The sequence below is a fragment of the Haemophilus sp. UMB1048 genome (genome assembly GCF_030218125.1).
GTDB lineage: Bacteria > Pseudomonadota > Gammaproteobacteria > Enterobacterales > Pasteurellaceae > Haemophilus_D.
Genome location: NZ_JASOPB010000002.1, coordinates 254,186 through 278,825 on the forward strand (window position 1 = coordinate 254,186; position 24,640 = coordinate 278,825).

The 24,640-nt window shown below is 39.9% G+C and carries 25 protein-coding genes; 17 read left to right on the plus strand and 8 right to left on the minus strand.

Annotation, left to right across the window (positions count from 1 at the left end):
• Positions 1-59 precede the first annotated feature (59 nt).
• A complete protein-coding gene (gene fdhF, locus QP437_RS02935; RefSeq protein WP_269474995.1) occupies positions 60-2,213 on the plus strand; it encodes a formate dehydrogenase subunit alpha in 2,154 nt (717 codons plus the stop codon).
• An 82-nt stretch (positions 2,214-2,295) separates the two neighbouring features.
• On the opposite strand, the gene QP437_RS02940 is transcribed toward fdhF, so the two are convergent.
• From QP437_RS02940 to QP437_RS02960, 5 genes are read right to left on the minus strand one after another with little or no spacing between them, the layout of a single operon-like run.
• Positions 2,296-2,937 carry an energy-coupling factor ABC transporter ATP-binding protein gene (locus QP437_RS02940; RefSeq protein ID WP_285266925.1) on the minus strand — a complete coding sequence of 214 codons (642 nt, stop codon included), beginning with the start codon at positions 2,935-2,937 and terminating at the stop codon, positions 2,296-2,298.
• Positions 2,937-3,581 (minus strand): energy-coupling factor transporter transmembrane protein EcfT, encoded by a 645-nt coding sequence (locus tag QP437_RS02945; protein WP_285266894.1) that lies wholly within the window; start codon positions 3,579-3,581, stop codon positions 2,937-2,939. Before QP437_RS02945 ends, QP437_RS02940 begins: the two co-directional genes overlap by 1 nt.
• Positions 3,578-4,189, minus strand: a complete 612-nt coding sequence (cbiM, locus tag QP437_RS02950) for a cobalt transporter CbiM (RefSeq protein WP_285266895.1) — start codon at positions 4,187-4,189, stop codon at positions 3,578-3,580. The genes QP437_RS02945 and cbiM overlap by 4 nt, the downstream gene beginning before the upstream one ends.
• 1 nt (position 4,190) lies before the next feature.
• Positions 4,191-4,694 (minus strand): carboxypeptidase regulatory-like domain-containing protein, encoded by a 504-nt coding sequence (locus QP437_RS02955; RefSeq protein ID WP_285266896.1) that lies wholly within the window; start codon positions 4,692-4,694, stop codon positions 4,191-4,193.
• Positions 4,694-5,377, minus strand: coding sequence for a DUF4198 domain-containing protein (locus tag QP437_RS02960; protein ID WP_285266897.1), 684 nt, complete (start codon positions 5,375-5,377; stop codon positions 4,694-4,696). Before QP437_RS02960 ends, QP437_RS02955 begins: the two co-directional genes overlap by 1 nt.
• 85 nt (positions 5,378-5,462) lie before the next feature.
• Here QP437_RS02960 and QP437_RS02965 point away from each other — a divergent pair, with 85 nt between their 5' ends.
• From QP437_RS02965 to hypE, 5 genes are all read left to right on the plus strand, one after another.
• On the plus strand, positions 5,463-5,876 hold the full coding sequence (locus tag QP437_RS02965; protein ID WP_285266898.1) for a MerR family transcriptional regulator: 414 nt from the start codon (positions 5,463-5,465) through the stop codon (positions 5,874-5,876).
• Positions 5,877-5,973: 97 nt separating this feature from the next.
• The gene (hypA, locus tag QP437_RS02970) at positions 5,974-6,315 is read left to right on the plus strand and encodes a hydrogenase maturation nickel metallochaperone HypA (RefSeq protein WP_014065487.1); all 342 of its coding nucleotides are present in this window, start codon (positions 5,974-5,976) and stop codon (positions 6,313-6,315) included.
• 187 nt (positions 6,316-6,502) lie between these two features.
• Positions 6,503-7,309 carry a hydrogenase nickel incorporation protein HypB gene (gene hypB, locus QP437_RS02975; protein ID WP_285266899.1) on the plus strand — a complete coding sequence of 269 codons (807 nt, stop codon included), beginning with the start codon at positions 6,503-6,505 and terminating at the stop codon, positions 7,307-7,309.
• Between the two features lie 9 nt (positions 7,310-7,318).
• Positions 7,319-8,431 carry a hydrogenase formation protein HypD gene (gene hypD, locus QP437_RS02980; RefSeq protein ID WP_285266900.1) on the plus strand — a complete coding sequence of 371 codons (1,113 nt, stop codon included), beginning with the start codon at positions 7,319-7,321 and terminating at the stop codon, positions 8,429-8,431.
• Positions 8,432-8,435: 4 nt separating this feature from the next.
• Entirely contained in the window at positions 8,436-9,449 is a 1,014-nt protein-coding gene (gene hypE, locus QP437_RS02985; protein ID WP_111315571.1) for a hydrogenase expression/formation protein HypE, read from the plus strand.
• A 69-nt stretch (positions 9,450-9,518) separates the two neighbouring features.
• On the opposite strand, the gene QP437_RS02990 is transcribed toward hypE, so the two are convergent.
• The 3 genes from QP437_RS02990 to purR form a co-directional block, all read right to left on the minus strand.
• Entirely contained in the window at positions 9,519-9,842 is a 324-nt protein-coding gene (locus QP437_RS02990) for an HI1450 family dsDNA-mimic protein (RefSeq protein ID WP_049357433.1), read from the minus strand.
• Between the two features lie 113 nt (positions 9,843-9,955).
• Positions 9,956-12,595 (minus strand): phosphoenolpyruvate carboxylase, encoded by a 2,640-nt coding sequence (gene ppc, locus QP437_RS02995; protein ID WP_285266901.1) that lies wholly within the window; start codon positions 12,593-12,595, stop codon positions 9,956-9,958.
• Between the two features lie 177 nt (positions 12,596-12,772).
• Entirely contained in the window at positions 12,773-13,783 is a 1,011-nt protein-coding gene (purR, locus tag QP437_RS03000) for an HTH-type transcriptional repressor PurR (protein WP_111315569.1), read from the minus strand.
• 395 nt (positions 13,784-14,178) lie between these two features.
• Here purR and QP437_RS03005 point away from each other — a divergent pair, with 395 nt between their 5' ends.
• The 11 genes from QP437_RS03005 to QP437_RS03055 all read left to right on the plus strand — a co-directional run bounded on the left by QP437_RS03005 (position 14,179) and on the right by QP437_RS03055 (position 24,609).
• Positions 14,179-14,949 carry a glycosyltransferase family 25 protein gene (locus QP437_RS03005; protein WP_285266902.1) on the plus strand — a complete coding sequence of 257 codons (771 nt, stop codon included), beginning with the start codon at positions 14,179-14,181 and terminating at the stop codon, positions 14,947-14,949.
• 8 nt (positions 14,950-14,957) lie between these two features.
• Positions 14,958-16,157, plus strand: a complete 1,200-nt coding sequence (locus tag QP437_RS03010) for a hypothetical protein (protein WP_285266903.1) — start codon at positions 14,958-14,960, stop codon at positions 16,155-16,157.
• Positions 16,150-17,031: a glycosyltransferase family A protein gene (locus QP437_RS03015; RefSeq protein WP_285266904.1), complete on the plus strand. Its 882-nt coding sequence runs from the start codon at positions 16,150-16,152 to the stop codon at positions 17,029-17,031. The genes QP437_RS03010 and QP437_RS03015 overlap by 8 nt, the downstream gene beginning before the upstream one ends.
• Before the next feature lie 23 nt (positions 17,032-17,054).
• The gene (locus tag QP437_RS03020; RefSeq protein ID WP_049375063.1) at positions 17,055-17,858 is read left to right on the plus strand and encodes a glycosyltransferase; all 804 of its coding nucleotides are present in this window, start codon (positions 17,055-17,057) and stop codon (positions 17,856-17,858) included.
• A gap of 33 nt (positions 17,859-17,891) precedes the next feature.
• Complete coding sequence (locus QP437_RS03025; RefSeq protein ID WP_111315565.1) at positions 17,892-18,998, plus strand: lytic transglycosylase domain-containing protein; 1,107 nt, start codon at positions 17,892-17,894, stop codon at positions 18,996-18,998.
• 79 nt (positions 18,999-19,077) lie between these two features.
• Complete coding sequence (locus QP437_RS03030) at positions 19,078-20,217, plus strand: cytochrome-c peroxidase (protein WP_285266905.1); 1,140 nt, start codon at positions 19,078-19,080, stop codon at positions 20,215-20,217.
• 99 nt (positions 20,218-20,316) lie between these two features.
• The gene (locus QP437_RS03035; protein WP_285266906.1) at positions 20,317-21,432 is read left to right on the plus strand and encodes an ABC transporter substrate-binding protein; all 1,116 of its coding nucleotides are present in this window, start codon (positions 20,317-20,319) and stop codon (positions 21,430-21,432) included.
• Between the two features lie 15 nt (positions 21,433-21,447).
• Positions 21,448-22,497: an iron ABC transporter permease gene (locus QP437_RS03040; protein WP_285266907.1), complete on the plus strand. Its 1,050-nt coding sequence runs from the start codon at positions 21,448-21,450 to the stop codon at positions 22,495-22,497.
• Positions 22,497-23,270, plus strand: a complete 774-nt coding sequence (locus QP437_RS03045) for an ABC transporter ATP-binding protein (RefSeq protein ID WP_005696236.1) — start codon at positions 22,497-22,499, stop codon at positions 23,268-23,270. Before QP437_RS03040 ends, QP437_RS03045 begins: the two co-directional genes overlap by 1 nt.
• 12 nt (positions 23,271-23,282) lie before the next feature.
• Complete coding sequence (locus QP437_RS03050; RefSeq protein WP_049370824.1) at positions 23,283-23,717, plus strand: pseudoazurin; 435 nt, start codon at positions 23,283-23,285, stop codon at positions 23,715-23,717.
• Between the two features lie 25 nt (positions 23,718-23,742).
• A complete protein-coding gene (locus tag QP437_RS03055) occupies positions 23,743-24,609 on the plus strand; it encodes a RimK family alpha-L-glutamate ligase (RefSeq protein ID WP_285266908.1) in 867 nt (288 codons plus the stop codon).
• The last annotated feature ends 31 nt before the right edge of the window (positions 24,610-24,640 follow it).

The window sequence follows — 24,640 nt, forward strand, 5'->3', positions numbered from 1 at the left end:
TTATTCTAATTCTATCTCTAACCTCGTGTTGTATCTAAAATAAGGACGTTACTATGGCTATTAAAAAAGTAATTACCGTATGTCCGTATTGTGCCTCAGGTTGTAAAATCCATCTTTTGGTGGAAAACAACAAAATTGTGGGAGCTGAAGGTGCAAACGGCAAGACAAACGAAGGGGAGTTATGCCTAAAAGGATATTATGGCTGGGATTTTGTGCATGATACAAAAATCCTGACTCCTCGCCTAACTCAACCGATGATCCGCTACAAACGTGGCGAACCATTCACACCAGTGAGCTGGGAAGAAGCGATTTCTTACACAGCAAAACGTCTCAGTGAAATCAAAGAAAAGTACGGTAACGAATCGATTATGGTAACGGGCTCTTCCCGTGGACCAGGTAACGAAGTGAACTTCGTGATGCAAAAATTCGCCCGTGCGGTATTAGGAAATAACAACATTGACTGTTGTGCGCGCGTGTGACACGGCCCTTCTGTAACAGGTCTGCTCAAATCGGTCGGTAACGGCGCAATGTCCAACTCAATTGTTGAGATTGAAGATACCAAATGCGTATTTATTTTTGGCTATAATGCCTCCACTTCACACCCTATTGTGGCGCGTCGGATTAACCACGCCAAAGCAAAAGGGGCGAAAATCATTGTTTGTGACCCTCGTAAAATCGAAACAGCCCGTATCGCGGATATTTATGCACCGCTTGCTAACGGGTCTAACGTCGCATTCTTGAATGCGATGATGAATGTGATTTTAGAAGAAGGATTACAAGATCAAAAATTTATTGATGAACACACCGAAAACTTCGATGCGTTCTATGAAACCGTGAAAGCTTATACACCGGAATCCACTCAACACATCACAGGTATTGAACCTGAAATGTTGCGTGAAATTGCCCGCACTTATGCGAAAGCGGAAACCGCTACTATCTTATGGGGTATGGGCGTTTGCCAATTCCGTCAAGGTGTAGAAACCGTACGTGCATTAGCAAGCTTGGCAATGCTTACCGGTAACTTAGGTAAACCAAATGTTGGGGTGAACCCAGTACGTGGTCAAAACAACGTACAGGGTGCATGCGATATGGGTGCGTTATTCAACACATTACCTGGCTATCAAAGTTTTGCTAATCCAGAGATTAATGCAAAATTTGCGAAAGCTTGGGGCGTGCCATCTATTCCAACCAAACCTGGTGTGCCGTTGAGTGAAGTGCCTGAAGCGATCATGGAAGATAAAATTAAAGCATTCTATATCATGGGTGAAGATACATTACAAACTGAGCCTGATATTAATGCGGTTAAAAAAGCCTTCGAGAAAGTTGAGCTTCTTATCGTTCAAGATATCTTCATGACTCAAACTGCAGCAGAAGCAGATATTTTATTACCTGCGACTTCTTGTGCTGAACATGAAGGGGTGTATAGTGCTGCCGACCGTGGTTTCCAACGTTTCTATAAAGCGGTTGAACCAACCGGCGATGTCAAGGATGACTGGGTGATCATTAGCGAAATTGCTACGGCAATGGGTTACCCAATGCACTATAACAATACCAAAGAAATTTGGGATGAGTTGCGTGATCTTTGTCCGCTTTATAAAGGGGCAACTTACGAAAAAATGGAAGGTATGGGCTATATCCAATGGCCATGTACTGACGAAGGTCCTGAAGATCAAGGTACGCAATATTTGTATAAAGGCCAAATCTTCGACCGTCCGAACGGCAAAGCTGAATTCTTTGCATGTGACTGGGAACCACCGATGGAAGATCTTTCAGAAGAATTCCCATTGGTACTTTCTACCGTACGTGAAGTTGGTCACTACTCCTGCCGTTCAATGACTGGTAACTGCCGTGCACTTGCTGCACTTGCGGATGAACCAGGATTCGTACAAATGAACGATCAAGATGCCAAAGAATTAGGCATAAAAAACAACGACTTGGTTTGGATTGCATCATCACGCGGTAAAGTGATTTCTCGCGCGGATGTAAGCACCCGTACCAACAAAGGCGCTTGTTATATGACCTATCAATGGTGGATCGGTAAATGTAACGAATTAACCGCTGAACATTTGAATCCGGGTTCTAGAACACCGGAATATAAATACAGTGCGGTTCGTATTGAGAAAATTGAAGACCAAGCCTGGGCTGAACGCTATGTGGTAACTGAATACGCGAAATTAAAAAATCGCTTAAAAGAAACCGCACTTGTGGCTTGATTAGCGTCATAAATGAATGACGGGCGAACTTAATTGTTCGCCCGTTTTTTATTCAATTATTTTCTCATGATTATGAGCACATTTAGCCATTGTTGTCTGTGGCTAAAGACAAACAGGAATCGGCGAGTGTTTCACTAAAGCGTAAATCATGTGAGGCAATAAGCATCGGTAACTGTAGTTCACGTAAAAGTTCGGTCAATTTGGCGATGTTTTTTACATCCAGTCCGTTGGTTGGCTCATCAAGTAATAATACTTTTGGCTGCATCGCTAGCACGCCAGCCAGAGCAGTAAAATTCTGTTCACCGCCAGATAAGGTATTCACAGAGCGATCTTTTAATCCAACAATATTCAGACGTTCCAACTGCTGTAATGCAATTTGATAGGCTTCATCTCTGTTTAATCCTTGATTAAGTGGACCAAAGGCTACATCATCAAGTACGGTTGGACCAAACAGTTGATCGCCTGCATGTTGGAAACAGATACCAATCTTTCCGCGTAACGGTACAAAATCTTTTTCTTGGCGGCAGGTGTTATCGAACCAGCGAATTTCCCCTTGTTGGTAAGGTATAAACCCTAATAGGCAGTGTAATAGCGTCGATTTTCCACAACCAATATCGCCTTGTAAAAAAAGGCGATGACCTTCGGGGAGTTCAAAAGAAAGGTTATCAATAATCACGCGTTGGTCGCGCATGATCTGTAATTGTTTGACTTCGAGGACGTTCATCAAGATTTATCCTGTGTTTTTTTAACATCATGCAGCTGAAAGCCACGTGCTTTTAGCGCTATTTCTGTTTTTTCTGCTTTAACGAGTGCATGAATTAATAATAATGCCACACGTTGCGCGGCGATAAATAAGGTTCTGCCGTTAAGTTTTGGCTGGTATCCGCGCGCGCGCATCGCCATATCCATTTTTTTATGTACATCACCAAGTACTGAAATATAACGCACGGTCAGAACGAATAGGTGAAGTAGTTTTTCTGGCAACGGTAAGTGACACAATGCTTGCAATAAAAGGCTATCGTTCATATCAATTAACAAGAGGCGGGTTAAGCTTAAAATTAAATTGAAACGTAGCGTGATGAGTAGCGCGAGCTGAATACCGATTGGATTCAATGCTAAGCCTTGTTCAGTGATTTTCCAACTTAAGGTCAACCAAACAAGCAAAGTGAAGAAATTCAGTTTCAGCCAATATTTGAAATAACTGGCAAGGGATTTTTGATAACGTATTAGCGCAATAAGTAACCCGCTGAATACGATCAGATTAAGGATAATAAGCGTTGAAATATGTGTCATTGTGCTGACGATAAGTCCACACAAAAACACATAAATTAATCGCAAGTGCGGTTGAAAAAAAGTAAGAAAATTCATTTCACCACACTGAGCGCTGTTGGATACATTTTGTTTAACAATAATACCACCCCGACACTGACGATACTGTCGATAATAAATACGGGAATATGTGATATCACCAGTAGCATGATTAGCTCGCTGTAGGCTTTACCGCCATCTAGAGCCAAGACTAAAGAAGCGAGCAAGGCAGCACCACCAACACCGATTACACCAGCACCAATACCTGCTGCAATTTGAGTACGACGGGAATTGTCATTTTCAAGTCTTTTTGCAAATAGCCAATGTACAAGAAGGGCAGGTAATGCCATTACGCATAAATTGACACCTAATACGGCAAATCCCCCGAAGGAAAAGAGTAGGGCTTGTAATACCAATGCGATTAAAAATGCAGGGAAAACAGCCCAGCCGAGAAACAGACCGGCCATGCCGTTTAAGATGAGATGCACGCTTCCAATACCAACCGGTACATGAATGGTACCCGCAACAAAAAAGGCAGCGGCAAACAATGCCGTTAGCGGCAATTGCTGCGAATTGAGTCGTTTAAGACCAATCATTACGCAGACTAATGCGACAGCTGCACCACCAAGTAAGACTGGCGTATGCAGTACACCTTCCGATAAATGCATATTATCTTTCCTTAGATTGTGATGCACGCGTCATTTTTGATGCACGAACTAATGCCCATAAGCCAAAAATACCGACAATATAACCAATACCACCAATAATGTCGTGTAGGTAAATTTTGTCTTTCAACTTAGAGATATCTTCGCGTACCAACATCAACGAATTGTCGCTATTATTTGTGATTTGAGCGGATACTCTGTTAGCAACAATTGAGGCTTTATGTCCTTCTTCACCTTCTATAACAACCTTAATGGCACCTTCGGTAGGGGGATTGATCGGATAGGAAAATTGTCCATCGCGATCCGTTTTGCCTTCCAACAGAGGGGAGTCCTGTCCAGATTGCAAAATTTCCATATAGGTTTCTGCCGCTGGGGTCATATCGGAATAATAGGCTTTACCAGAGACTGTGCGTCCATCATATTGTGCAAAAACATGCAAACTATGAGCCAATGCTGATGGTGCGCACAGCCAGGTGAAAAGTGCGGTTAAAAATACAACTCTTTTCATTACTTCGCATCAAAAGTCAGCATATATTCAACACTGCGTTCGGTATAGTCAGGGTTTTCTTTAACAGGCTCGTCAAATTCAGCCCAAACTTTGTTATAACCCGCTTTAGGGGTGAATTGTGCGATACCTTTTTCATTGGTTAAGTTGAATGGGTGATCTTCGTCTAAACCCACTTTGATGCCTTGTACAGGTTTACCTTTTACTAGCACGAGAATATCGAGTGGTTGTCCCGCTTTTGGTTCACTTTGAGGGATTAATTCATAATCCATGTTGTGTGATTTATTTGCTTGAGCATCCCAGTGTAAAATCGCTTTACCGAATTTGATCGGATTAACACTGCGTACTGCTTCAGGTGCCTGTTGTTTGGTTTTTTCGACATATTTACCGCTAGGTAATTTTGACCAAACACCATTATCAAAGCGAATAAACGCGATGGCAGCATCAGGTGCAGCAAAGTGTGCTTCGCCTTCTTTAAAGTTCACAGTGGCATTCTGTAATTGGCCCTTAGCATCAAGTAGGCGCACAGCTTTTAATTTGCTTTGAGGATAGGTTTCAGTTTCCTCATGACCAAATTTAACCACATATTGCCCTTTTGCATCCTTAGCAGGCTCCAACCAAACATTATGTGCATTAGCGAGTGAAGCACCGAATAGTGCGGTAATAAATAATGCTGTTTTTTTCATAGAAGTTCTCCTTTTCTAACATGTGAATACTGTGATAAAGTATAAAATATGAAGTAACTTCAGAGTCAAGTGTAATTTTATAAAAATGAAAATTGGTCAACTAGCCAATATCGTTGGCTGTACGGTGGAAGCCATACGTTTCTATGAAAAGCAAGGATTAATCGAACCCGCCAAGCGAACGAGTGGTAATTTCCGTGTTTATACGGAAGAGCATTTGAAGCAACTTTCTTTTATTTGTTATTGCCGTAGTTTGGATATTTCGTTAAAAGAAATCAAAATGTTGCTGAATCCGCAATGTGCTACCCAAGAGCAGGAACGAGAAATCAATGAGCTGCTAGATCGACATATTCGAGAAGTGTCAAAACGGATCCATGAATTGGCTCACTTACGAATTCGCTTAATTCAGCTCAAAGGCAAATGTAGTCACTTTGAGCAAAACAATGATTTAATGAATACCTTGTTGCAACATAGTGGCATTAATTTTGTGCCGTTGAAATAAAGTATATGCCAACACGGGTGAAATATTGAAACGCAGAAAATGAATAGTAAAAAGAGCAGAGTTAAAACATACTGCTTTTTATCCTAAGGAGAAAATCATGCATGAAATGTCCCTCTGTCAGAACATGATGGAAATTATTGAACAGCAACAGAAAAAGCATGACATCCATGAAGTAACAGATATTTGGCTGGAAATTGGGGCGCTGTCTTGTGTCGAGCAAAGTGCGGTAGAATTTTGCTTTGAAATTATGCGCAAAGATACCGTTGCTGAAAATTGCCAGTTGCATTTCATTCATTTACCTGCGATTGCTTGGTGCTGGCAATGTCAAAAGGAAGTTGAGATTGAAGCTTATCAAGATTGCTGTCCACATTGTCACAGTGCATGTTTACAACGTCGAAGCGGCACAGAATTTAGAGTGAAAGAAATCGCCGTAAAATAGCATAGTATTTTAATTGATTAGAATGTCGTCTGACTTTTGAATATAAAACACGCTAACTGATTGATAGTATGCGTTTATCCCTCTTCAAAGAATATATTTAACATTGAGAATATGGTATTCTAACGCACATGAATTACCATAGATTCTAAGTATTTACAGAATAAACGAAAAATTATTGAGGTGACTTATGTGTACAACCTGTGGCTGTGGCCATCCAGATCAAGTCAGAATCGGTGAATTACCGCATGTTCATAATGATTCCAACGCGCAACATGCGACAAAACTACCTAATTTTTCTCACTCCTCATTCCGCATGTCAGACACGCCGCAACAAGAAGAAACGCAACAACGATTACTGAAAGTAGAACAAGATATTCTCGGTGCAAACAATCAATTAGCCGATATGAATCGTCGCTTTTTCGCGAATCAGCATATTTTGGCGCTTAATCTTGTTTCAAGTCCTGGCTCAGGCAAAACAACCTTGTTGACGACCACATTAAACGCATTAAAAAATGACTATCCTTGTTATGTGATTGAGGGCGACCAACAAACAGAAAACGATGCGGATCGAATTCGTCAAACCGGTGTGCCGGCAATTCAAGTCAATACAGGTAAAGGTTGTCACTTAGATGCACAAATGATTGGTAATGCATTGGTGAAGTTGCAGCCACAGGAAAATAGTCTGATGTTTATTGAAAATGTCGGAAACCTAGTTTGTCCGTCAGAGTTTGATTTAGGCGAGCACGCTAAAGTGGTGATTTTATCCGTGACAGAAGGTGAAGATAAACCGCTGAAATATCCACATATGTTTGCGGCCTCGAAGTTAATGATTTTAAATAAAGTGGATTTACTGCCTTACTTGAATTTCGATGTGGAAAAATGTATTGCTTATGCGAAACAAGTGAATCCGACAATTGAGGTTATCCAGTTGTCTTCTCAAAGTGGAGAAGGATTACAGCAGTGGCTAGATTGGTTAAAAGTGCAAGAACGATAGGAGCATCAAATGCAGTTTGTTGATGAATTTCGTGATCCTGAACTGGCAAAAAGTCTGTTGCAGAGACTACAAAAAATAATGGAAAAACAACCGCACTTTACGCCAGAAAATCCGTTATATCTGATGGAAGTCTGCGGTGGACATACCCATACTATTTTTAAATTTGGGCTTGATCGTTTATTACCGAAAAGTATTGAATTTATTCATGGTCCAGGCTGCCCAGTATGTGTCTTACCGATGGGGCGAATTGATGTTTGTATTGAGATTGCTCGTCGTCCAGAAGTGATTTTCTGTACTTTCGGTGATGCCATGCGAGTACGCGGACGTTTAGGTTCATTATTAGAAGCCAAAGCACAGGGCGCGGATGTTCGTATCGTTTATTCACCGCTCGATGCATTGAATATCGCATCAAATAATCCTGATAAAAAAGTGGTATTCTTTTCACTTGGTTTTGAAACAACCATGCCAAGTGCCGCGATTACCTTGCAACAAGCGAAAAAACAGCAGGTAAAAAACTTTTTTGTGGTATGCCAAAATATTACCATCATCCCGACATTACACAGCTTATTGTCACAAGGACAAGTCAAAATTGACGGCTTCCTTGCGCCAGGTCATGTCAGCATGGTGATTGGTTCTGAACCTTATCAGGAATTGTGTGATACCTACCATAAGCCTTTTGTAATCACTGGTTTTGAGCCTTTAGATATCCTACAAGCAATTTTAATGTTGGTGACACAGATTGTTGAAAAACGCTGTGAAGTGGAAAATCAGTATAAACGTATCGTACACCAACATGGCAATGAGTTAGCACAACAGGCAATCAGTAAAGTGTTCCGCTTGAAAGCCAGCAGCGAATGGCGTGGATTGGGCGAAATTGCAGAATCAGGTGTAGAATTGACAGATGATTATCAATGCTTTGATGCAGAAGGCCATTTTGCTTGTCAGCCACATCAAGTTGCGGATGATCCTGATTCTCGCTGCGGTGATGTATTAATCGGTAAATGCAAGCCGGCGGATTGCCCATTATTTTCTAAAAAATGTAATCCAGACAATGCCTATGGTGCATTGATGGTGTCTTCCGAAGGGGCATGTGCGGCCTATTATCAATACAGACGGGAATAAAACAATGACTGATTTTATTACGATGGCACACGGAAATGGCGGTGCCACCATGCAAGAGTTGATTCGCGATTATTTTGTCGAGGCATTTGATAACCCGATACTTTCACAGGGTGAAGATCAGGCTCGCATTGCGTTACAAGAAATGAACACTTTGGGCGGAACATTAGCTTTTTCAACTGACAGCTTTGTGATTGATCCGATTTTTTTCCCTGGTGGTGATATCGGCAAATTGGCTGTATGCGGTACCGCTAACGATGTAGCGGTATGCGGTGCCGTACCAAAATATTTATCCTGTGGCTTTATTTTGGAAGAAGGCTTACCACTAGAAACTTTAAAAAAATTGATTCAATCAATGGCAAAAGCTTGCCATTCAGCCGGTATTCAAGTAGTAACGGGCGATACCAAAGTGGTACAAAAAGGCGCAATAGATAAAGTGTTTATCAATACGGCCGGTATTGGTGTGATTCCAAACGGACTCGACTGGGGCGTGCATCGTATTCAGCCTGGCGATCAGATTATTGTGAGTGGTACTTTGGGGGATCATGGTGCAACCATTTTGAATTTACGTGAAAATCTCGGTATTCAAACGGATTTATGCAGTGATTGTGCTGTGCTTGCACCACTTATTGATTGCATTCGTCCGATTGAAGGGGTGAAAGCTGTACGCGATGCGACTCGTGGTGGTGTGAATGCGGTACTTCATGAATTTGCACAGGCACAGAAAGTGGGGATTCAAATTGATGAAACGGTATTACCAATTCGTCAGGAAGTACGCGGTATTTGCGAATTACTCGGTTTGGATGCGTTGAATTTTGCTAATGAAGGCAAATTGGTAATTGTGGCAGATAAAGAAAAAACAGCTGAAATTCTGACCGCACTTCGTCGCCATCCATTAGGTGAAAACGCAGCCGTAATTGGTGAGGTGACCACTGATGGCAAAGTTAGAGCAGTTGGTCTTTTCGGTCAAAGTCGTTTATTAGACTTACCACGCAACGAACCTTTACCACGAATCTGTTAAGCAAAAACCGGTTTAATTTAAAATTAAACCGGTTTTAGTTTATAAATTGATATAGTGTGAGAAAGGTAGTTATTTTTTCCAAATAACGTGGAATTCACGATCTTCTTCTCGGTGTGAAATTAAGAATTTCGCAAACACATCATCCATTTCATCTTTCTCATTCACTAAACCCACCCACACTTCAGCAAAAGCGTCAGGATCGATTAACACCCCAATTTCTTGTTCCCAATCGTCTGCTGTTTCGACAAACTCGACTGCACCACGATCTTCAAATTGCAGATTGAATAGCATAATATCAGCGGGATCGAGATTTTCGCCTGCCATCTCTAAGAAAATATCATAAGCAAGATCAATCGCTGCGTCGGGATCAAGTTTTTGAATATCAGTTGTCATTGGGTTTTCCTTTATCAAGTAAATTGTGCGTATGATACCGCAAGAAATAGAAAACAAAAAGTGCGGTCAAATTTATCATTATTTTTGACTGCACTTATTTTTCGTTGCCGTAACTAGCCCGTATTTCGCATACCTGCGGCAATACCTGTGATGGTAATCATCAGAGCTTGTTCGACATCAGGGCTTGGGTTGTCAGGCGATTCACGGAAACGACGGAGTAGTTCCACTTGAAGGAGATTGAGTGGATCCGTATAAACATTACGTAACGCAATAGAATCGGCGATCCATGGCAAGTCTGCCATTAATTCATCTTTGTGAGAAAGCGAAAGCACGGTTTTAATATCGGCATTCAGTTGGTTACGCAGATTTTCACCTAAGTACCAAAGCTCTTTTTTCACTAAGTTGTGATCATATTGCTCAGAAAGCCAAGTATCGGTTTTACTGAACACCATTTCTAACATACCCACACGAGTAGAGAAGAATGGCCACGCTTTACACATTTCTTCAATAATATGACCTTTGCCTTCATCTACAATTTTTTGAATTGCTGCACCCGCACCAAGCCATGCTGGCAACATTAAACGATTTTGCATCCAAGCAAAAATCCATGGAATGGCACGTAAGCTTTCTACGCCACCATTTGGATTACGTTTTGCAGGACGAGATCCAAGTGGCAGTTTAGACAGTTCTTGTTCTGGTGTAGCACTGCGGAAATAAGGCACGAAGTCTTTATCACCACGAACAACACTACGGTAAATGTCACATGAAGTAGCGGAAAGCTCATCCATCACAGCACGCCATTCTGCTTTTGGTTCTGGTGGTGGAAGTAAGTTTGCTTCTAAAATTGCACTGGCGTAAAGATCAAAGGTTTCAACTGCGACTTCAGGTAAACCAAGTTTAAAGCGGATCATTTCCCCTTGTTCAGTCACACGTAAACCATTTTTGAGTGAACGTGGAGGTTGAGAAAGTAATGCCGCATGTGCAGGTGCACCACCACGACCGATTGTACCACCACGACCATGGAATAAAGTGAGTTCAATACCCAGTTCTTCAGTTAAATTGACTAATGCTTCTTGCGCACGATATTGTGCCCACGAAGCTGCCATCATTCCCGCATCTTTAGCCGAGTCAGAATAACCAATCATCACCATTTGATGATTGTTAATCACGCCACGATACCAACCAATATTAAACAATTGACGCATGACACCTTCAGAGACATCTAAGTCATCTAAGGTTTCAAAAAGTGGTACAACAGGAATGTGATAAGGCACGCCCGCTTCTTTTAATAATAAATGTACGGCAAGTACATCAGAGGTACTTCTCGCCATTGAAATAATATAGCAAGCAATTACGCCTTGTTTTTGTTGGGCAATGACTTTGCAAGTCTCTAAAATTTCTTGGGTTTCTGCAGACGGCTCCCAATGGGTTGGAATTAATGGACGGCGAGAATTTAATTCACGCACTAAGAAAGATTGTTTTTCTGCTTCGCTCCATTGTGCATAATCACCAATACCAAGATAACGGGTAATTTCTGCGATAGCATCTGTATGACGCGTGCTTTCTTGGCGGATATCCATTTGTGAAAGGGTAACCCCAAAACAGCGAATACGATGCAAAATATCTAATAGTGAACCATTGGCGATAATCCGCATGCCACACGCCATTAATGATTGATAGCAATCATAGAGAGGTTCCCAAAGTTGATTATCTTCCATAATGATATCCGCTTGGCTTACGCGTGGTGGACGATTAGCCATGCAATCATCAAAGTAATCAAGGGTCGCGATAAGTTTTGCGCGAAGTTCTTTGACCACAAAGCGGTAAGGCTCTAAATGCTCACCATATTTTGCGGTAAATTCTGACGTGCATTTCACCATGGATAATTCATCGGCAAGGGATTTGATGTCATTTAAGAATAAATCCGCCGCTTTCCAACGAGCAAGATAGAGGACTTGTTGGGTGATTTTTGAAGTAACAAATGGGTTACCATCACGGTCACCGCCCATCCAAGAAGAAATTCTGACAGGACGTAAGCCTACAGGTAAATCGTAGCCTAAGAATTCACGAGCGTGTTCATTTAATTGACGTAAGAATTCAGGTACACCTTGCCATAGGCTATTTTCAATCATAGCATAGCCCCATTTTGCTTCATCGAATGGCGTAGGGCGAACAGTACGGATTTCATTGGTATGCCAAGCTTCAGCAATTAAACGAAGCAACAGACGTTTAATAATGCCGCGTTCTTTCTGTGTTAAGTCATCATGCTCTAATTTGCTTAAGCATTTATTGATCTCAACATGTTTATGGACTAAAGAACGACGTGTAGTTTCGGTTGGGTGTGCAGTTAATACAAGCTCAATGAGTAAGTTTTCAACAGTTTTATAAACCTCTTCTTTTGAGGCATTTTGTGCTTTTAAACGTTGAAATAAAGCACTTAATGAACGATTAGAAGATTGTAAATCTTTATGTTGGCGAGAGACCGTTTGGTATTGTTCAGCGATATTCGTCAGATTAAGAAAATGGCTAAATGCACGCGCAACGGGAATAATATTTTCATTTGAAATGGTGGAAAGGGTATCCAACAAGGCTTTACGCGCTTGGCTATCGCCCGCTCGAGATTGTTTGGACAATTGGCGAACATTTTCAATTAAGGTGAGAATGTCTTCGCCTTGTGCATCATTAATGGTTTCTCCAAGAAAACGCCCTAACATATTAATATTATGGCGGAGAGTGCGATACTCATCAGTCATATAAACTCCGATAAAGAAAAAATAAAATAAAACCAGGAGAGATATAACCAAAAATATGTATCGGGATCAAATGCTATACGTCGAAAACTTGTATTAAATCAATAAAGCTGAAAATAAGTAAAAAAAAGACCGCTCTTTTTTAGATAAAATTTAAAGTGCGGTCAAAAAATTTAATGTTTATGCAAGTGTACGAACTGATTTTCGTAGTACCAATTCTGGATGGATCGCAATACGATGTTTTTCGTGATTGTCGTTATCTTTATTCGCAATACGTTCAAATAAGAGATTCACTGCTTGTGCACCTAAACGTGATTTAGATTGGTGAATCGTGGTGAGTGGCGGTGCATAGAAACGTGATGAGTGAATATTATCATAGCCAATAATCGAGATATCATCAGGTACGCGCAAACCTTTTTCCGTAATAGCAGAAATTGCCCCTAATGCCATCACATCATTACAGCAGAAGACAGCAGTAGGTAGGCTGTCTTGTGAAAGGATCTTGTTCATGCACTCGTAACCGTCTTCTGGTTCGAAGAAACCTTCCATAATCCAATTTTCATGAATTGGCAGATTGGCTTCATTCATGGCTTTCACAAAACCTTCATAACGGGTTCTTGCGGTAGTTTTATCCAATTCCCCCGCAATAAGACCAATAGCTTTATGACCACAATCAATTAAATGCTTAGTCGCAATATAACCGCCCGTAAAGCTGTTATCTTCAATGATATCGGTATCCACATTAGGACCCCAATCCATTACCACCATAGGTACGGAAGAGAAACCTGAAAGCACATCAAGTGAATGTTGCGTATATTCAGAACACATCACCAATAAACCATCTACGCGTTTCTTGGCGAGCATTTCGACGTGATTTTTAATTTTTTCAGGATCATTTTGTGTATTACACAAAAAAAGTGAATAACCTTGACGATAACAATGATCTTCAACGGCATGAATGATTTCAGCAAAATAAGGGGATTCACTGGTGGTCACAATCATCCCAATAGATTTTGTCGTATTGACTTTCAAACTACGCGCAACAGCACTTGGTGAGTATTTCAAGCTTTTAATGGCTTGCATCACTGCCTCTTCGGTTTCCTTTGCTACAAAACGGGTTTTATTAATTACATGGGAAACTGTGGTGGTGGAAACACCAGCCATTTTCGCGACATCTTTAATTGTTGCCATAATTTTGCCTCTAGAGAATTTTTCCCATTATAAAGACTGTCGCCAAATAGGTTAAGCAAATTATAAAAAATTTTTGCAAAAAAAAACTTTATTGTTAGAATGGGTTATCTTTAACTAAACAAGTGGGAAATTAAAATGGGTGATTTTGGTTACGCGATGCTAACAGTAGTACTTTCTTTAAGTGTTGTAGTTGGTTTAGCAGTTTCAATTTTCTAATAGAAAGAAAAACATATTTAGGATTAACCGCGCTTTAAGTAATTAAAGTGCGGTTATTTTTTTAAGGCTTTTTAAAGTTGTGCTAAAAGCCATGCCATTGGACTATTTCTTTAGTATAATTTGCAACTATTTCCGTTTGTTGTAATCAAAATACTGCAAAAACCAAATTTGAGATAATTATGAATAAATATTTGATTTCACTAGATAAAGATGTTCAGCGTCGTGAGCTGTTTTTTGCTCAACCAGATACCGCTGATTTTGCTGTATTTTCAGCGATTAATACCATGCAAAAAGAATGGGAAGAATTGGCAGAAGTGTTCAATCCAACGAAGTTTGAACAGCATTATGGACGCAACGTCACAAAAGGCGAAATTGGTTGTACATTAAGCCATTTAGCGGTTTATCGCCAGATCGTGGAAGAGCAAAATGTGACGGAAAATGACTATGCTTTAGTCTGTGAAGATGATGCGTTATTTAATGCTAATTTATCGCCAAACACAACCGCACTTTTAACCGAAAAATGTGATGCAGATATTGTATTAATCGGGCAATCAAAAATTGCGGAATTTGATGATGTGGAATTGGAAATTAATTATCCGACAACCTTCTCATTTTTACGTCAAACAGTGGGTGATGTCACCGTGGCTTATCCATATAAAAGTTATTTTGCGGGTACGGTAGCATACTTAATTAAAAAATCAGCGGCACGTGCATTTTTAAAGCAACTTGAACAAGAAAAGCCGTTTTGGCTGGCTGATGATTTCTTATTATTTGAAACCCAATTCCAGATTAATAACAATGTGGTTCGTCCGCTTGTTGCCATTGAAAATCCACAATTAGTGAGTAATTTGGAAGCGGTTCGCGGTTCAAAATCTAATAATTTGGTGAAGAAATTAATTAAATATCCGCTTAAAAAAATCTTAGCGGTGAAAAAGAATTTAGGAAAATAACGTAAAAAATGACCGCACTTTTTAACCTTTTTTATCTTTACGATCCTTGGCTGTTCCATGTCGTGCGAATGTCATTCGTCGCGGGCTTGGCAGCACTGGTTGTTTTGGCTTATCAGTACATTAAAAAGCAGAAGCCACAAGGCATCATTCTGCCTTTAGACAGTCTTGCTGTTTTAGGCGGATTGATTGTTTTCAGTGTGATTCCGTTATTGCTTAATGGCACAAAAGATCTTTCTGTTATCACCATGTATGTGAAGGAATTAATTTTATTCCTCTTAGGAGTGGGACTTTATAATGCGTTTTATGCCAATTCAAACGGACAACAACGAGTCGTGCGAGATTTGCAAATTGGTGTTGTGGTGCAATTTGTAGTGGGCATCATTGGCTTGCTCGGCGCATCATTTATGATCGATTTCTTGCTTTCGACCAATGCGGTGTTACCTGCACGTTTTTATGGTTCAGAGCAGGAATATCGCTTATATAACATCACCGCAACCGCCTTTTTCCAACTGAGTTTATTCTATTTAATGCTGTTGCATTTCTTACTGGCTTACAACGCTAAACATAATACACTTCCAAGTATTTTAGTGTTTTTTATGCTATGTATCGGATTAATTTCAGGACGCACATTCCTTCTGTTATCCGTCGTAAGCATTTTAGTGTATTTCAAATGGCGTTATGTCCCATCACTCATTGCATTTGCTATTTTGGTCTTGTTATTGTCGTATTTCTTGCCAGAAAATCCTTATGTTGCACATGCTTTAGAGCCCGTGATTAATTTATTACACGGTGCAGGATTTGTCAGTTCTTCAACCGATACTTTGATGAAAAACCACCTGTTCATGCCAACGCTTAAACAGTTTATTTATGGCGATGGCATGTATATGACAGGGCAGTTGGAAGTTGGCCGTTATTATGGTCATACGGATTCTGGTTTCTTACGTCAGATTCTTTATGGTGGCGTATCTTATGCTTTAGTGTGTTTTGCGGTTACCTTCTATTTTGTGCGCAAAGTCGCCTTAAATTGGTTTGATGGCAGCTGGAAATTTATCCTTTCTGCCTTTGTGATTTTGGCATTTTGTAACATCAAAGCTGACACCTTTGCTTTCCCTGGCATTATGTTCGTGATGTTGATGTTTTTATCGCTTTTTGGCACTCACGGTAAACAGCTTATTTTATTTAAACAAAAGGAGTCGAAAGATGTTTAGTATCATCGTGCCTTCTTATAATCGGAAAGAAGAAATTCCTGCGTTATTGGAAAGTTTAACCAAGCAAACCACTTATAATTTTGATGTGGTGATTGTGGATGACTACTCGAAAGAACCTGTTGAAGTGACACAAGCATATCCATTTGCAGTTAAAGTGATTCGTAACGAAACTAATCAAGGTGCCGCAGAAAGTCGTAATATCGGGGCGAGAAAGGCCGATAATGATTGGTTGTTATTCCTTGATGATGACGATCGTTTTGCAAATGATAAATGTCAGACATTAGCCGATGTGATTGCCGAGCATCCCGATGTTAATTTTGTTTATCATCCAGCCAAATGTGAAATGGTGAATGAAGGCTTTAGCTATGTGACCAACCCGATTGAGCCGCAAGAGATTAGCGTAGAGCGAATTTTACTGGCGAATAAAATCGGTGGTATGCCGATGATTGGGGTGAAAAAAGATCTGTTTTTAAAAATCGGTGGATTATCGACCGCACTTCGTTCATTGGAAGACTATGATTTCTTACTGAAACTTGTGCAAGATCCAACGTTTAAAGCGTGCAAAGTAGCAGAACCATTAACTTATTGTACGTTCCATACTAAACGTTCTAGCGTATCAACAGATACGACTAATACGCAAAAAGCGATTGATTATATCCGTGAAAATTATGTGAAAACAGCAGAGCAAGAAAAGAATTTTGCCATCAACGCACAATATATGTTGGCTTATCCACATATAATGAATTTATCCCGTAAAGCGGCTTTTTACTATTTTGAGATTTTTAAATTAACGAAAAGTATTAAGCAGCTAGTCATTGCCTTTGTGGTTTTAATTTCACCTAAATTGGCAATTAATTTGAAACGGTTTATGTAGATAACTTATTTAGATAGAGAAGTATGAAATTTTCAGTTTTAATGTCCTTATACATTAAGGAAAATCCACAATATTTAAGAGAATGTTTTGAAAGTTTAGTGGCTCAAACCCATCCAGCAGATGAGATTGTGTTGGTGTTTGATGGTGCGGTAACGCCAGAATTGGAAGCCGTGGTTTCTGAATTCGAAACCAAATTACCCTTAAACTTAGTGAAGTTGCCAAAGAACTTAGGCTTAGGCAAAGCGCTCAATGAAGGATTAAAACATTGTTCTCACGATTGGGTCTTCCGTATGGACACCGATGATATTTGTGTGCCTGAGCGTTTTGCGAAACAAGTGGCGTTTATTGAACAGCACCCAGATACAATTATTTTTGGTGGGCAGATTGCTGAGTTTGGCGAAAATATTCAAGACATCGTGGCATATCGTAATGTACCGACTGATGCACAAGATATCGTTAAATTTACGCAAAAACGTTGTCCGTTCAATCACATGACGGTGGCGTATCAAAAAAGTGCGGTCATTAATTGTGGTGGATATGAAGATTTACAGGAAGATTATTACCTGTGGATTAAGCTTGTGGCACAAGGTCAAAAAGTGGCAAACTTGCCGGATATTTTAGTTTATGCCCGCGTAGGCAATGGTATGGTAGGGCGTCGTCGTGGTTTAAACCAAGCCAAGGCAGAATGGCGTTTATTTAAATTGAAGCACCGCTTAGGTATTCAAGGCTTATTTTCTGGCCTATTTACCTTTGCCTTGCGTTCAGGTTCTCGCTTATTACCAACCTCATTATTGAAAGCTGTTTATAACCAATTTTTACGCAAATAATGCGATATTTTGATAATTAAAAAAGGAAAAGAAATGAATTTAATCTCAATGTTAAAAATGACTGCGTTATCGACCGCACTTTTATTAGTGGGTTGTTCAAGCAGTACAACATCATCAACAAAAAGTATTCCATCGGTAAGTAGCAACGCTGTGTACAGCAAGCCAAGAACCTTAGATAACTTTAATGATTATGTGCAGTTCTTAAAAGGTAAAGCAGCAGCTGAAGGTGTGTCAGCTTCTGTATTGAATGCTCAAAATAATATTCAATATATGCAAAAGGCGGTGGATTTGGACCGTGCCCAAGCGGGTAGAAGCAAGCGTAATTCAGATCAACCACAGTTACCCAATCCAAACGGCACAACCAATTATCTGAATAAAGTACTGACTCAAAATAAAGTAGATATTGCCGAAGAGCGTTATTGGGAAGTACAAGCGCCATTACAACAAGCAAGTCAACGTTATGGTGTTCAACAGGAATATATCCTTGCCTTATGGGGCATGGAAAGTAGCTTTGGTCACTACCAAGGTAGCTATGATGTACTTTCAGCTTTGGCCACATTAGCCTTTGATGGCAGACGTGAAGCCTTATTCAGTAAAGAATTTGTGAATGCGATGAAAATGTTAGAACGTGATCATATTCAACGTCACAGAATGTTAGGTTCTTGGGCGGGCGCAATGGGGCAAACCCAATTTATGCCAAGCGCATTCTTAAATTATGCGGCAGATGGTAATAATGATGGCGTGAAGGATATCTGGAATAACCAATTTGATGCGTTTGCTTCAATTGCAAATTATCTTCACACTGTAGGTTGGGATAACAAATTGCCTTGGGGTGTTGAAGTCACATTAAATCAACCATTAGATTTATCGCTTTCAGGCATTGAGAAAAACAAAGCACGTTCATTAAGTGATTGGCAATCTAAAGGTGTTACCCTAGCAAGCTTCAGCCAACAAGAACAAGATAAATTAACCGCACTTTCGCAAGCAGATCTTTGGCTAGTTCGTCCTGATAAAGAAGTTGGGCGAGCATTCTTAGTCTCCAATAACTACCGCACAATTTTAGATTGGAACAAATCGAACTATTTTGGCGTGAGTATTGGTATGTTTGCTGATCGCATTAAGATGGCAACCGGTTTGTAGAAAATTATTTTCCTTTTATAATCCAACAAAGCTTTGTTGGATTATTTTTTATCTGTAATTTGAATATTTGGAGAACACGATGCAAAAAAAATGGCTTTCTATTTTATTGTTTGCACCTTTGATGCAGAGCAATTATGCCTTAGCTGATCAAGCTAAGGAAAAAGAATTGAATTATCAAGGATTGGGCGAAGTTCTGTTTTTTGATAAATCGCTTTCTTTTAATAAAACACAAAGCTGTTCAACTTGTCACAACCCGGGTACCGCCTTTGTGGATCAACGTAAAAATTCGGCAAATCAAATGGTCTCTGAGGGGGATAATCCGCATCTTCATGGCAATCGAAATGCCAACACGGCACTTTATGCGATGTTTTCACCAGATTTTCATTTTGATGAAAAAATTCAAGATTATGTGGGGGGACAATTCTGGGATGGTCGTGCAAAAGATTTAGCCGAGCAAGCAGGTGGTCCACCAGTTAATCCTGTAGAAATGGGCATGCCAGATAAAAAATCGATTGTCGAACGTCTAAAAGCGAATTCAATTTATTACAAGGCAATTACGGCTATTTATGGTGAAAGCATTTGGGCAGATACCGACAAAATCTATGCCATTATGGAAAAAGCCATTGCGGAGTTCGAAAAGCATGAATTATTTGCGCAATTCTCTTCAAAATATGATCGCACTCTAAAAGGTGAAGCAGAATTGACCGCACTTGAAGCCAAAGGTAAGGCATTATTTTTTGATAAAACACGAACAAACTGCAGTAACTGCCACCAATCAAGTGAAGCGAATTCAGCAAAAGAAACCTTTACGAATTATCGCTATTACAATATCGGCGTACCAAGTAACCAAGCGTTAATTAAGTTGAATAAACTTGCGGCTGATTATGTGGATAATGGACTATTGGATAATCCGATGGTGAAAGGCGATGAAAAACAAAAAGGTAAATTTAAAGTGCCAACTTTGCGTAACATTGGTGTTACTGCACCTTATATGCATAACGGTGTTTTCCGCGATTTAAAAAGCGTTTTACTATTTAAAGACAGTTTCAATAATCCTAATCGTAAAATTAATCCTGAAACAGGAAAAGCGTGGGATAAAGCCGAATATGCTCAAACCATTAATCCTGATGTTTTAAAAGCCAAACCGCTAACAGATGAAGAGATTAATGCGTTAGAGGCATTCTTAAAAACATTAACTGACGAAGCTTACGAAGAATAATCAAACGTCTGAGTTGAATTTAGCAATCGTTTTCGCTACTATACGTGGCGATAATTATTATCATTTAAATTGTTTAATTTTACTCAGGAGATTTTTCTTATGAAAAGACGTTTTTCAACTTTAGCGATTGCCACTATTCTTGGTTTAAGTGCAGGTTTTGCCAATGCTAATCCCGTGAAAGTAAAAGATATACTTGATCGTGAAGTTACCGTTGATTTACCGGCAAAACGTGTGGTGCTTGGTTTCTATTACCAAGATTATATGGCAGTCGGTGGTGACAAAGCGTTAGATAACGTTGTCGGTTTTTCTAAGAAAGTATGGTCTTCTTGGGCACCAGCAAGCTGGGAGTTATTCAGCAAGGCGGTGCCAAAATTAAATCAATTAGATGATGTGGGTGAAGTAGAGGAAGGCACATTCTCTGTGGAAAAAGTGCTTTCATTAAAACCTGATCTTTTAGTCTTAGCTGATTGGCAGTACGAAATGCTAGGATCTGATTTAGATGCTATCAATGAAGCGGGTATTCCAATTGTTGTATTAGATTACAACGCTCAAACCTTAGATAAACACATCAAATCAACGGAAATTATTGGTCAATTGACGGGGCAGAAAGATCGTGCCGCGAAAATGGCTAAAGAATACAAAGATATCGTAGAACATATTCAAACGACGGTTAAAAATGCAAAATTAGCAAAACAACCGAAAGTGTATGTAGAGTTCGGTCGTGGTGGCCCAGCTGAACAAGGGATGACATTCTTCTCAAGCATGTGGGGCTCAATGATTAGCCTTGTAGGCGCAGAAAACGTTGCTCCTGCAGAAATTGGTAAATGGGGTACATTAGCAGCTGAAAAAGTATTAGCCGCGAAACCAGATGCGATTATTATTACAGGCCGTGAAACTGAATTGAAGAAAAATCAAGACGGTATGGTAATGGGCTTTGGTATTGAAAAAGCAGAAGCAGAACGTCGTTTAAACGCATTTAAACATCGTGCTGGCTGGGATGAATTACCGGCTGTGAAAAATAATCGTGTTTATGTCGCATATCATGCGAATTCTCGTACTTTATCTGATAGCGCTTCCGTTCAGTTTGTGGCTAAAGCGGCGTATCCTGATCTTTTCAAAGATTTAGATCCGCAACAAACTTACTTAAACTTCTATAAAAACTACTTACCGGTTACCCCGGAAGGTACGATTTATCTTTTCCCTGAAACCAAATAAAGGAAACGTTAATCAATGAAAAACAATTCTGTTGTAGCAGATATTGTGGCTAACCAGCGTAAGCTTGAACGCAAACGCTGGTTTGTTATTTTATCTTTTCTTGTGATTGGTGTGATCAGTCTTATTCTCGATGTGATGACCGGCCCAGCAATGTTATCGGTATCGGAAGTCGTGAATGCGTTATTCGGCATCGGTGAAGTCGATAAAATGACAGACAATATTGTGCATAATTTACGTTTACCGATGGCAGTGATGGCGCTTGTAGTCGGGGCAACACTGGCTGTAGGTGGGGCAGAGATCCAAACCTTATTAAATAACCCCATGGCAAGTCCTTATACATTAGGACTCGCTGCAGCAGCAGGTTTTGGGGCTTCTGTTGTAATTGCTTTCGGAAGTTTTGGTTTACCGGTACAAGTTGCAGTGCCAATTGGTGCGTTTGTCATGACCATGCTCGCGTCAGGGATTCTTTTCTTGTTCGCGTCTAAACGTCGTTTTAATTCTGAAATGCTCGTACTGGTAGGGATTGCATTGCTCTTTATTTTCCAATCCTTACTCTCATTAGTACAATTTATTTCGGCTCCCGAAGTCTCGCAACAAATTCTGTTTTGGCTATTCGGTAGCTTAAATAAAGCTACGTGGCAAAGTTTAATCATCATTATTGTCGTTACCACAATTTGTGTCGCATTACTTTCCAAAGAGCTTTGGAAATTGACCGCACTTCGTTTAGGTGAAGATCGTGCAGCGAGTCTTGGTATCAATTTGCAAGTATTACGTATTAAGGTTTTAGTTCTTGTCGCAATGATGACGGCGACAGCAATTAGTTTCGTTGGCGTGATTGGCTTTATCGGCTTAGTTGCACCACATGTTGCTCGCATGTTACTTGGTGAAGATCAACGTTTCTTCTTACCAGGCGCAATGTTAGTCGGTGCAGCATTCTTATCCCTTTCTTCGGTATTGTCCAAAGTTATTATCCCTGGAGCATTGTTCCCAGTGGGGATTGTCACCTCGTTTATTGGGGTGCCTTTCTTCTTTTGGATTATTTTAAATAACAAGAGGGGACAATAATGTTAGAATTAAAGAATCTTACGGTAAAACGAGGTGATCTCACCGTTGCTGATCACATTAATGTCCGTTTTGAAGAAGGTAAAGTTTACACGGTACTTGGGCCAAACGGTACGGGAAAATCCTCCATGCTGAAAACCATTTTTGGTGAATTACCACATGAAGGAATGATTACCTATCAAGGCAAACAGCTAGAACGGACGAAGTTAGCAGATTGGCGTAAACCAATTGGCTATATGCCTCAAGATAGCCGAGTAGATGCAAGCTTGACCGCACTTGAAGTTGTCCTTTTGGGACGAATGGATAGTCTAACGATGCGAGTAAGCGATGAGCTTCTCACTGAAGCAGCAAGTATTATGGCACAATTAGGCATTGGTCATTTAGCCCATCGTGATATTCTGAATCTCAGTGGTGGACAGCGTCAAATGGTGATGTTTGCCCAGGTTTTATTACGTGAGCCACAGATTTTAATGTTGGACGAGCCGGTGAGTGCGTTAGATATGCATCATCAGCTTAATCTATTAGAAGAAGTTTACACCTATACGAAACAGAAAAATCTGATTACTATAATGGTATTACATGATTTAAGTCTTGCCGCTCAATTTTCAGATGAGTTGATTTTACTTGGTGAAGGTAAAGTACAAGGCGTGGGCGATGCGCATCATGTTTTACAAGTAGAAACAATTAATCGTTTATATCGTGTAAACGTTGAATTATTGCAATGTAGTGCCGGTTTGCCGGTGGTTCGTCCACAACGTAAATCAGCACATTCTTAGAAGGAAATGAAAATGAAAAAAATCGCACTTGCAGCATTATTAGGATTAAGTTTTGCTGCTCAAGCCGCACATTATGACATCAAAATGTTGAATTCAAACAGTGAAGGCTCAATGGTTTTTGAACCGGGTTATTTAAAAGTACAACCAGGTGATACCGTGACATTCCGTCCAGAAAATAAAAGTCACTTTGTGCACAGCAAAGCGATTCCTGAAGGTGCACAAAAATTCCAATCTGAAGAAGATCAGGAGCTTACGATCACTTTAGATAAAGAAGGTGTTTATGTTTATACTTGCCCAGTACACCGTTCAATGAATATGAATGGTGTGATTCAAGTGGGTGATAATCTACCAAATAAAGAACAAGCAGAGAAAGTGGTGAAAGATCTTGAGAAGAAATCAATGACGAACAAAGGTCGTCTTGAAAAATATTTTGCTCAAGTAAAATAATCATTGAAATCGATGCGCCAGTTTAATGATTGGCGCATCTTCTTTATGCTTAAACCAGTCATTATTTACTATGCTTACGATTACCACTTGCAAAACGTATCCTTCAGCTCCTCAAAATCTTATTCCTGTACAAACACAACTTTCTAATCAAGGTATTTCTACTCAATTTTTGCCTTGGCAAGAAACATTACGGAGTCAGTTTATTCTGCCTTTAGCAGCATGGGATTATGCGAATTTCTACAATGAATTTATTCAATGGATTAAACAACATAAGAATGCATTCATTAATCCTGCGGAATTAATGTTATGGAATAGTCATAAAAGCTATCTATGTGATTTGCAGAATTGGGGTGTCAATGTTATCCCAACCCTTATTTGTTCACCAAAAACATCTGAGATTTTGACCTCACTTGAAAGCCAAGATTGGTCAGAGTTTGTGATTAAACCTGCTGTAGGGCAGAGTGGTAATTTGGTGGCAAAACTCAAACAAGGTGAAGCATTACCTAATCTTTCTGCGTATGGTGAGCATGTTGTGCTACAGCCGTTTATTCCTGAAGTGGCAACAAATGGTGAAACTAGTTTGATTTTTTTCAATGGTGTATTTAGTCATGCTATTCGCCGACAGCCACCTCAAAATGAATGGCGAGCGAATTCACAATATAAAGTTGAAATTATCCCTGTTGAGGTTGATAGCCATATCATTGAAACCGCTCGTCATGTTTTACATAAATTGCCTGAAATGCCTGTTTATGCACGCGTAGATGGAACGATTATTCACAATCAATTTCTATTGAATGAATTAGAGTTGATTGAGCCAGCGTTATATTTAGATCGTTGGGAAGGGGCGACAGAACGATTTGTGGATGTGTTGAAAAGCAGAATACTAAAATAGGAAAATAAAAAAAACCTTACTTGTTACAGTA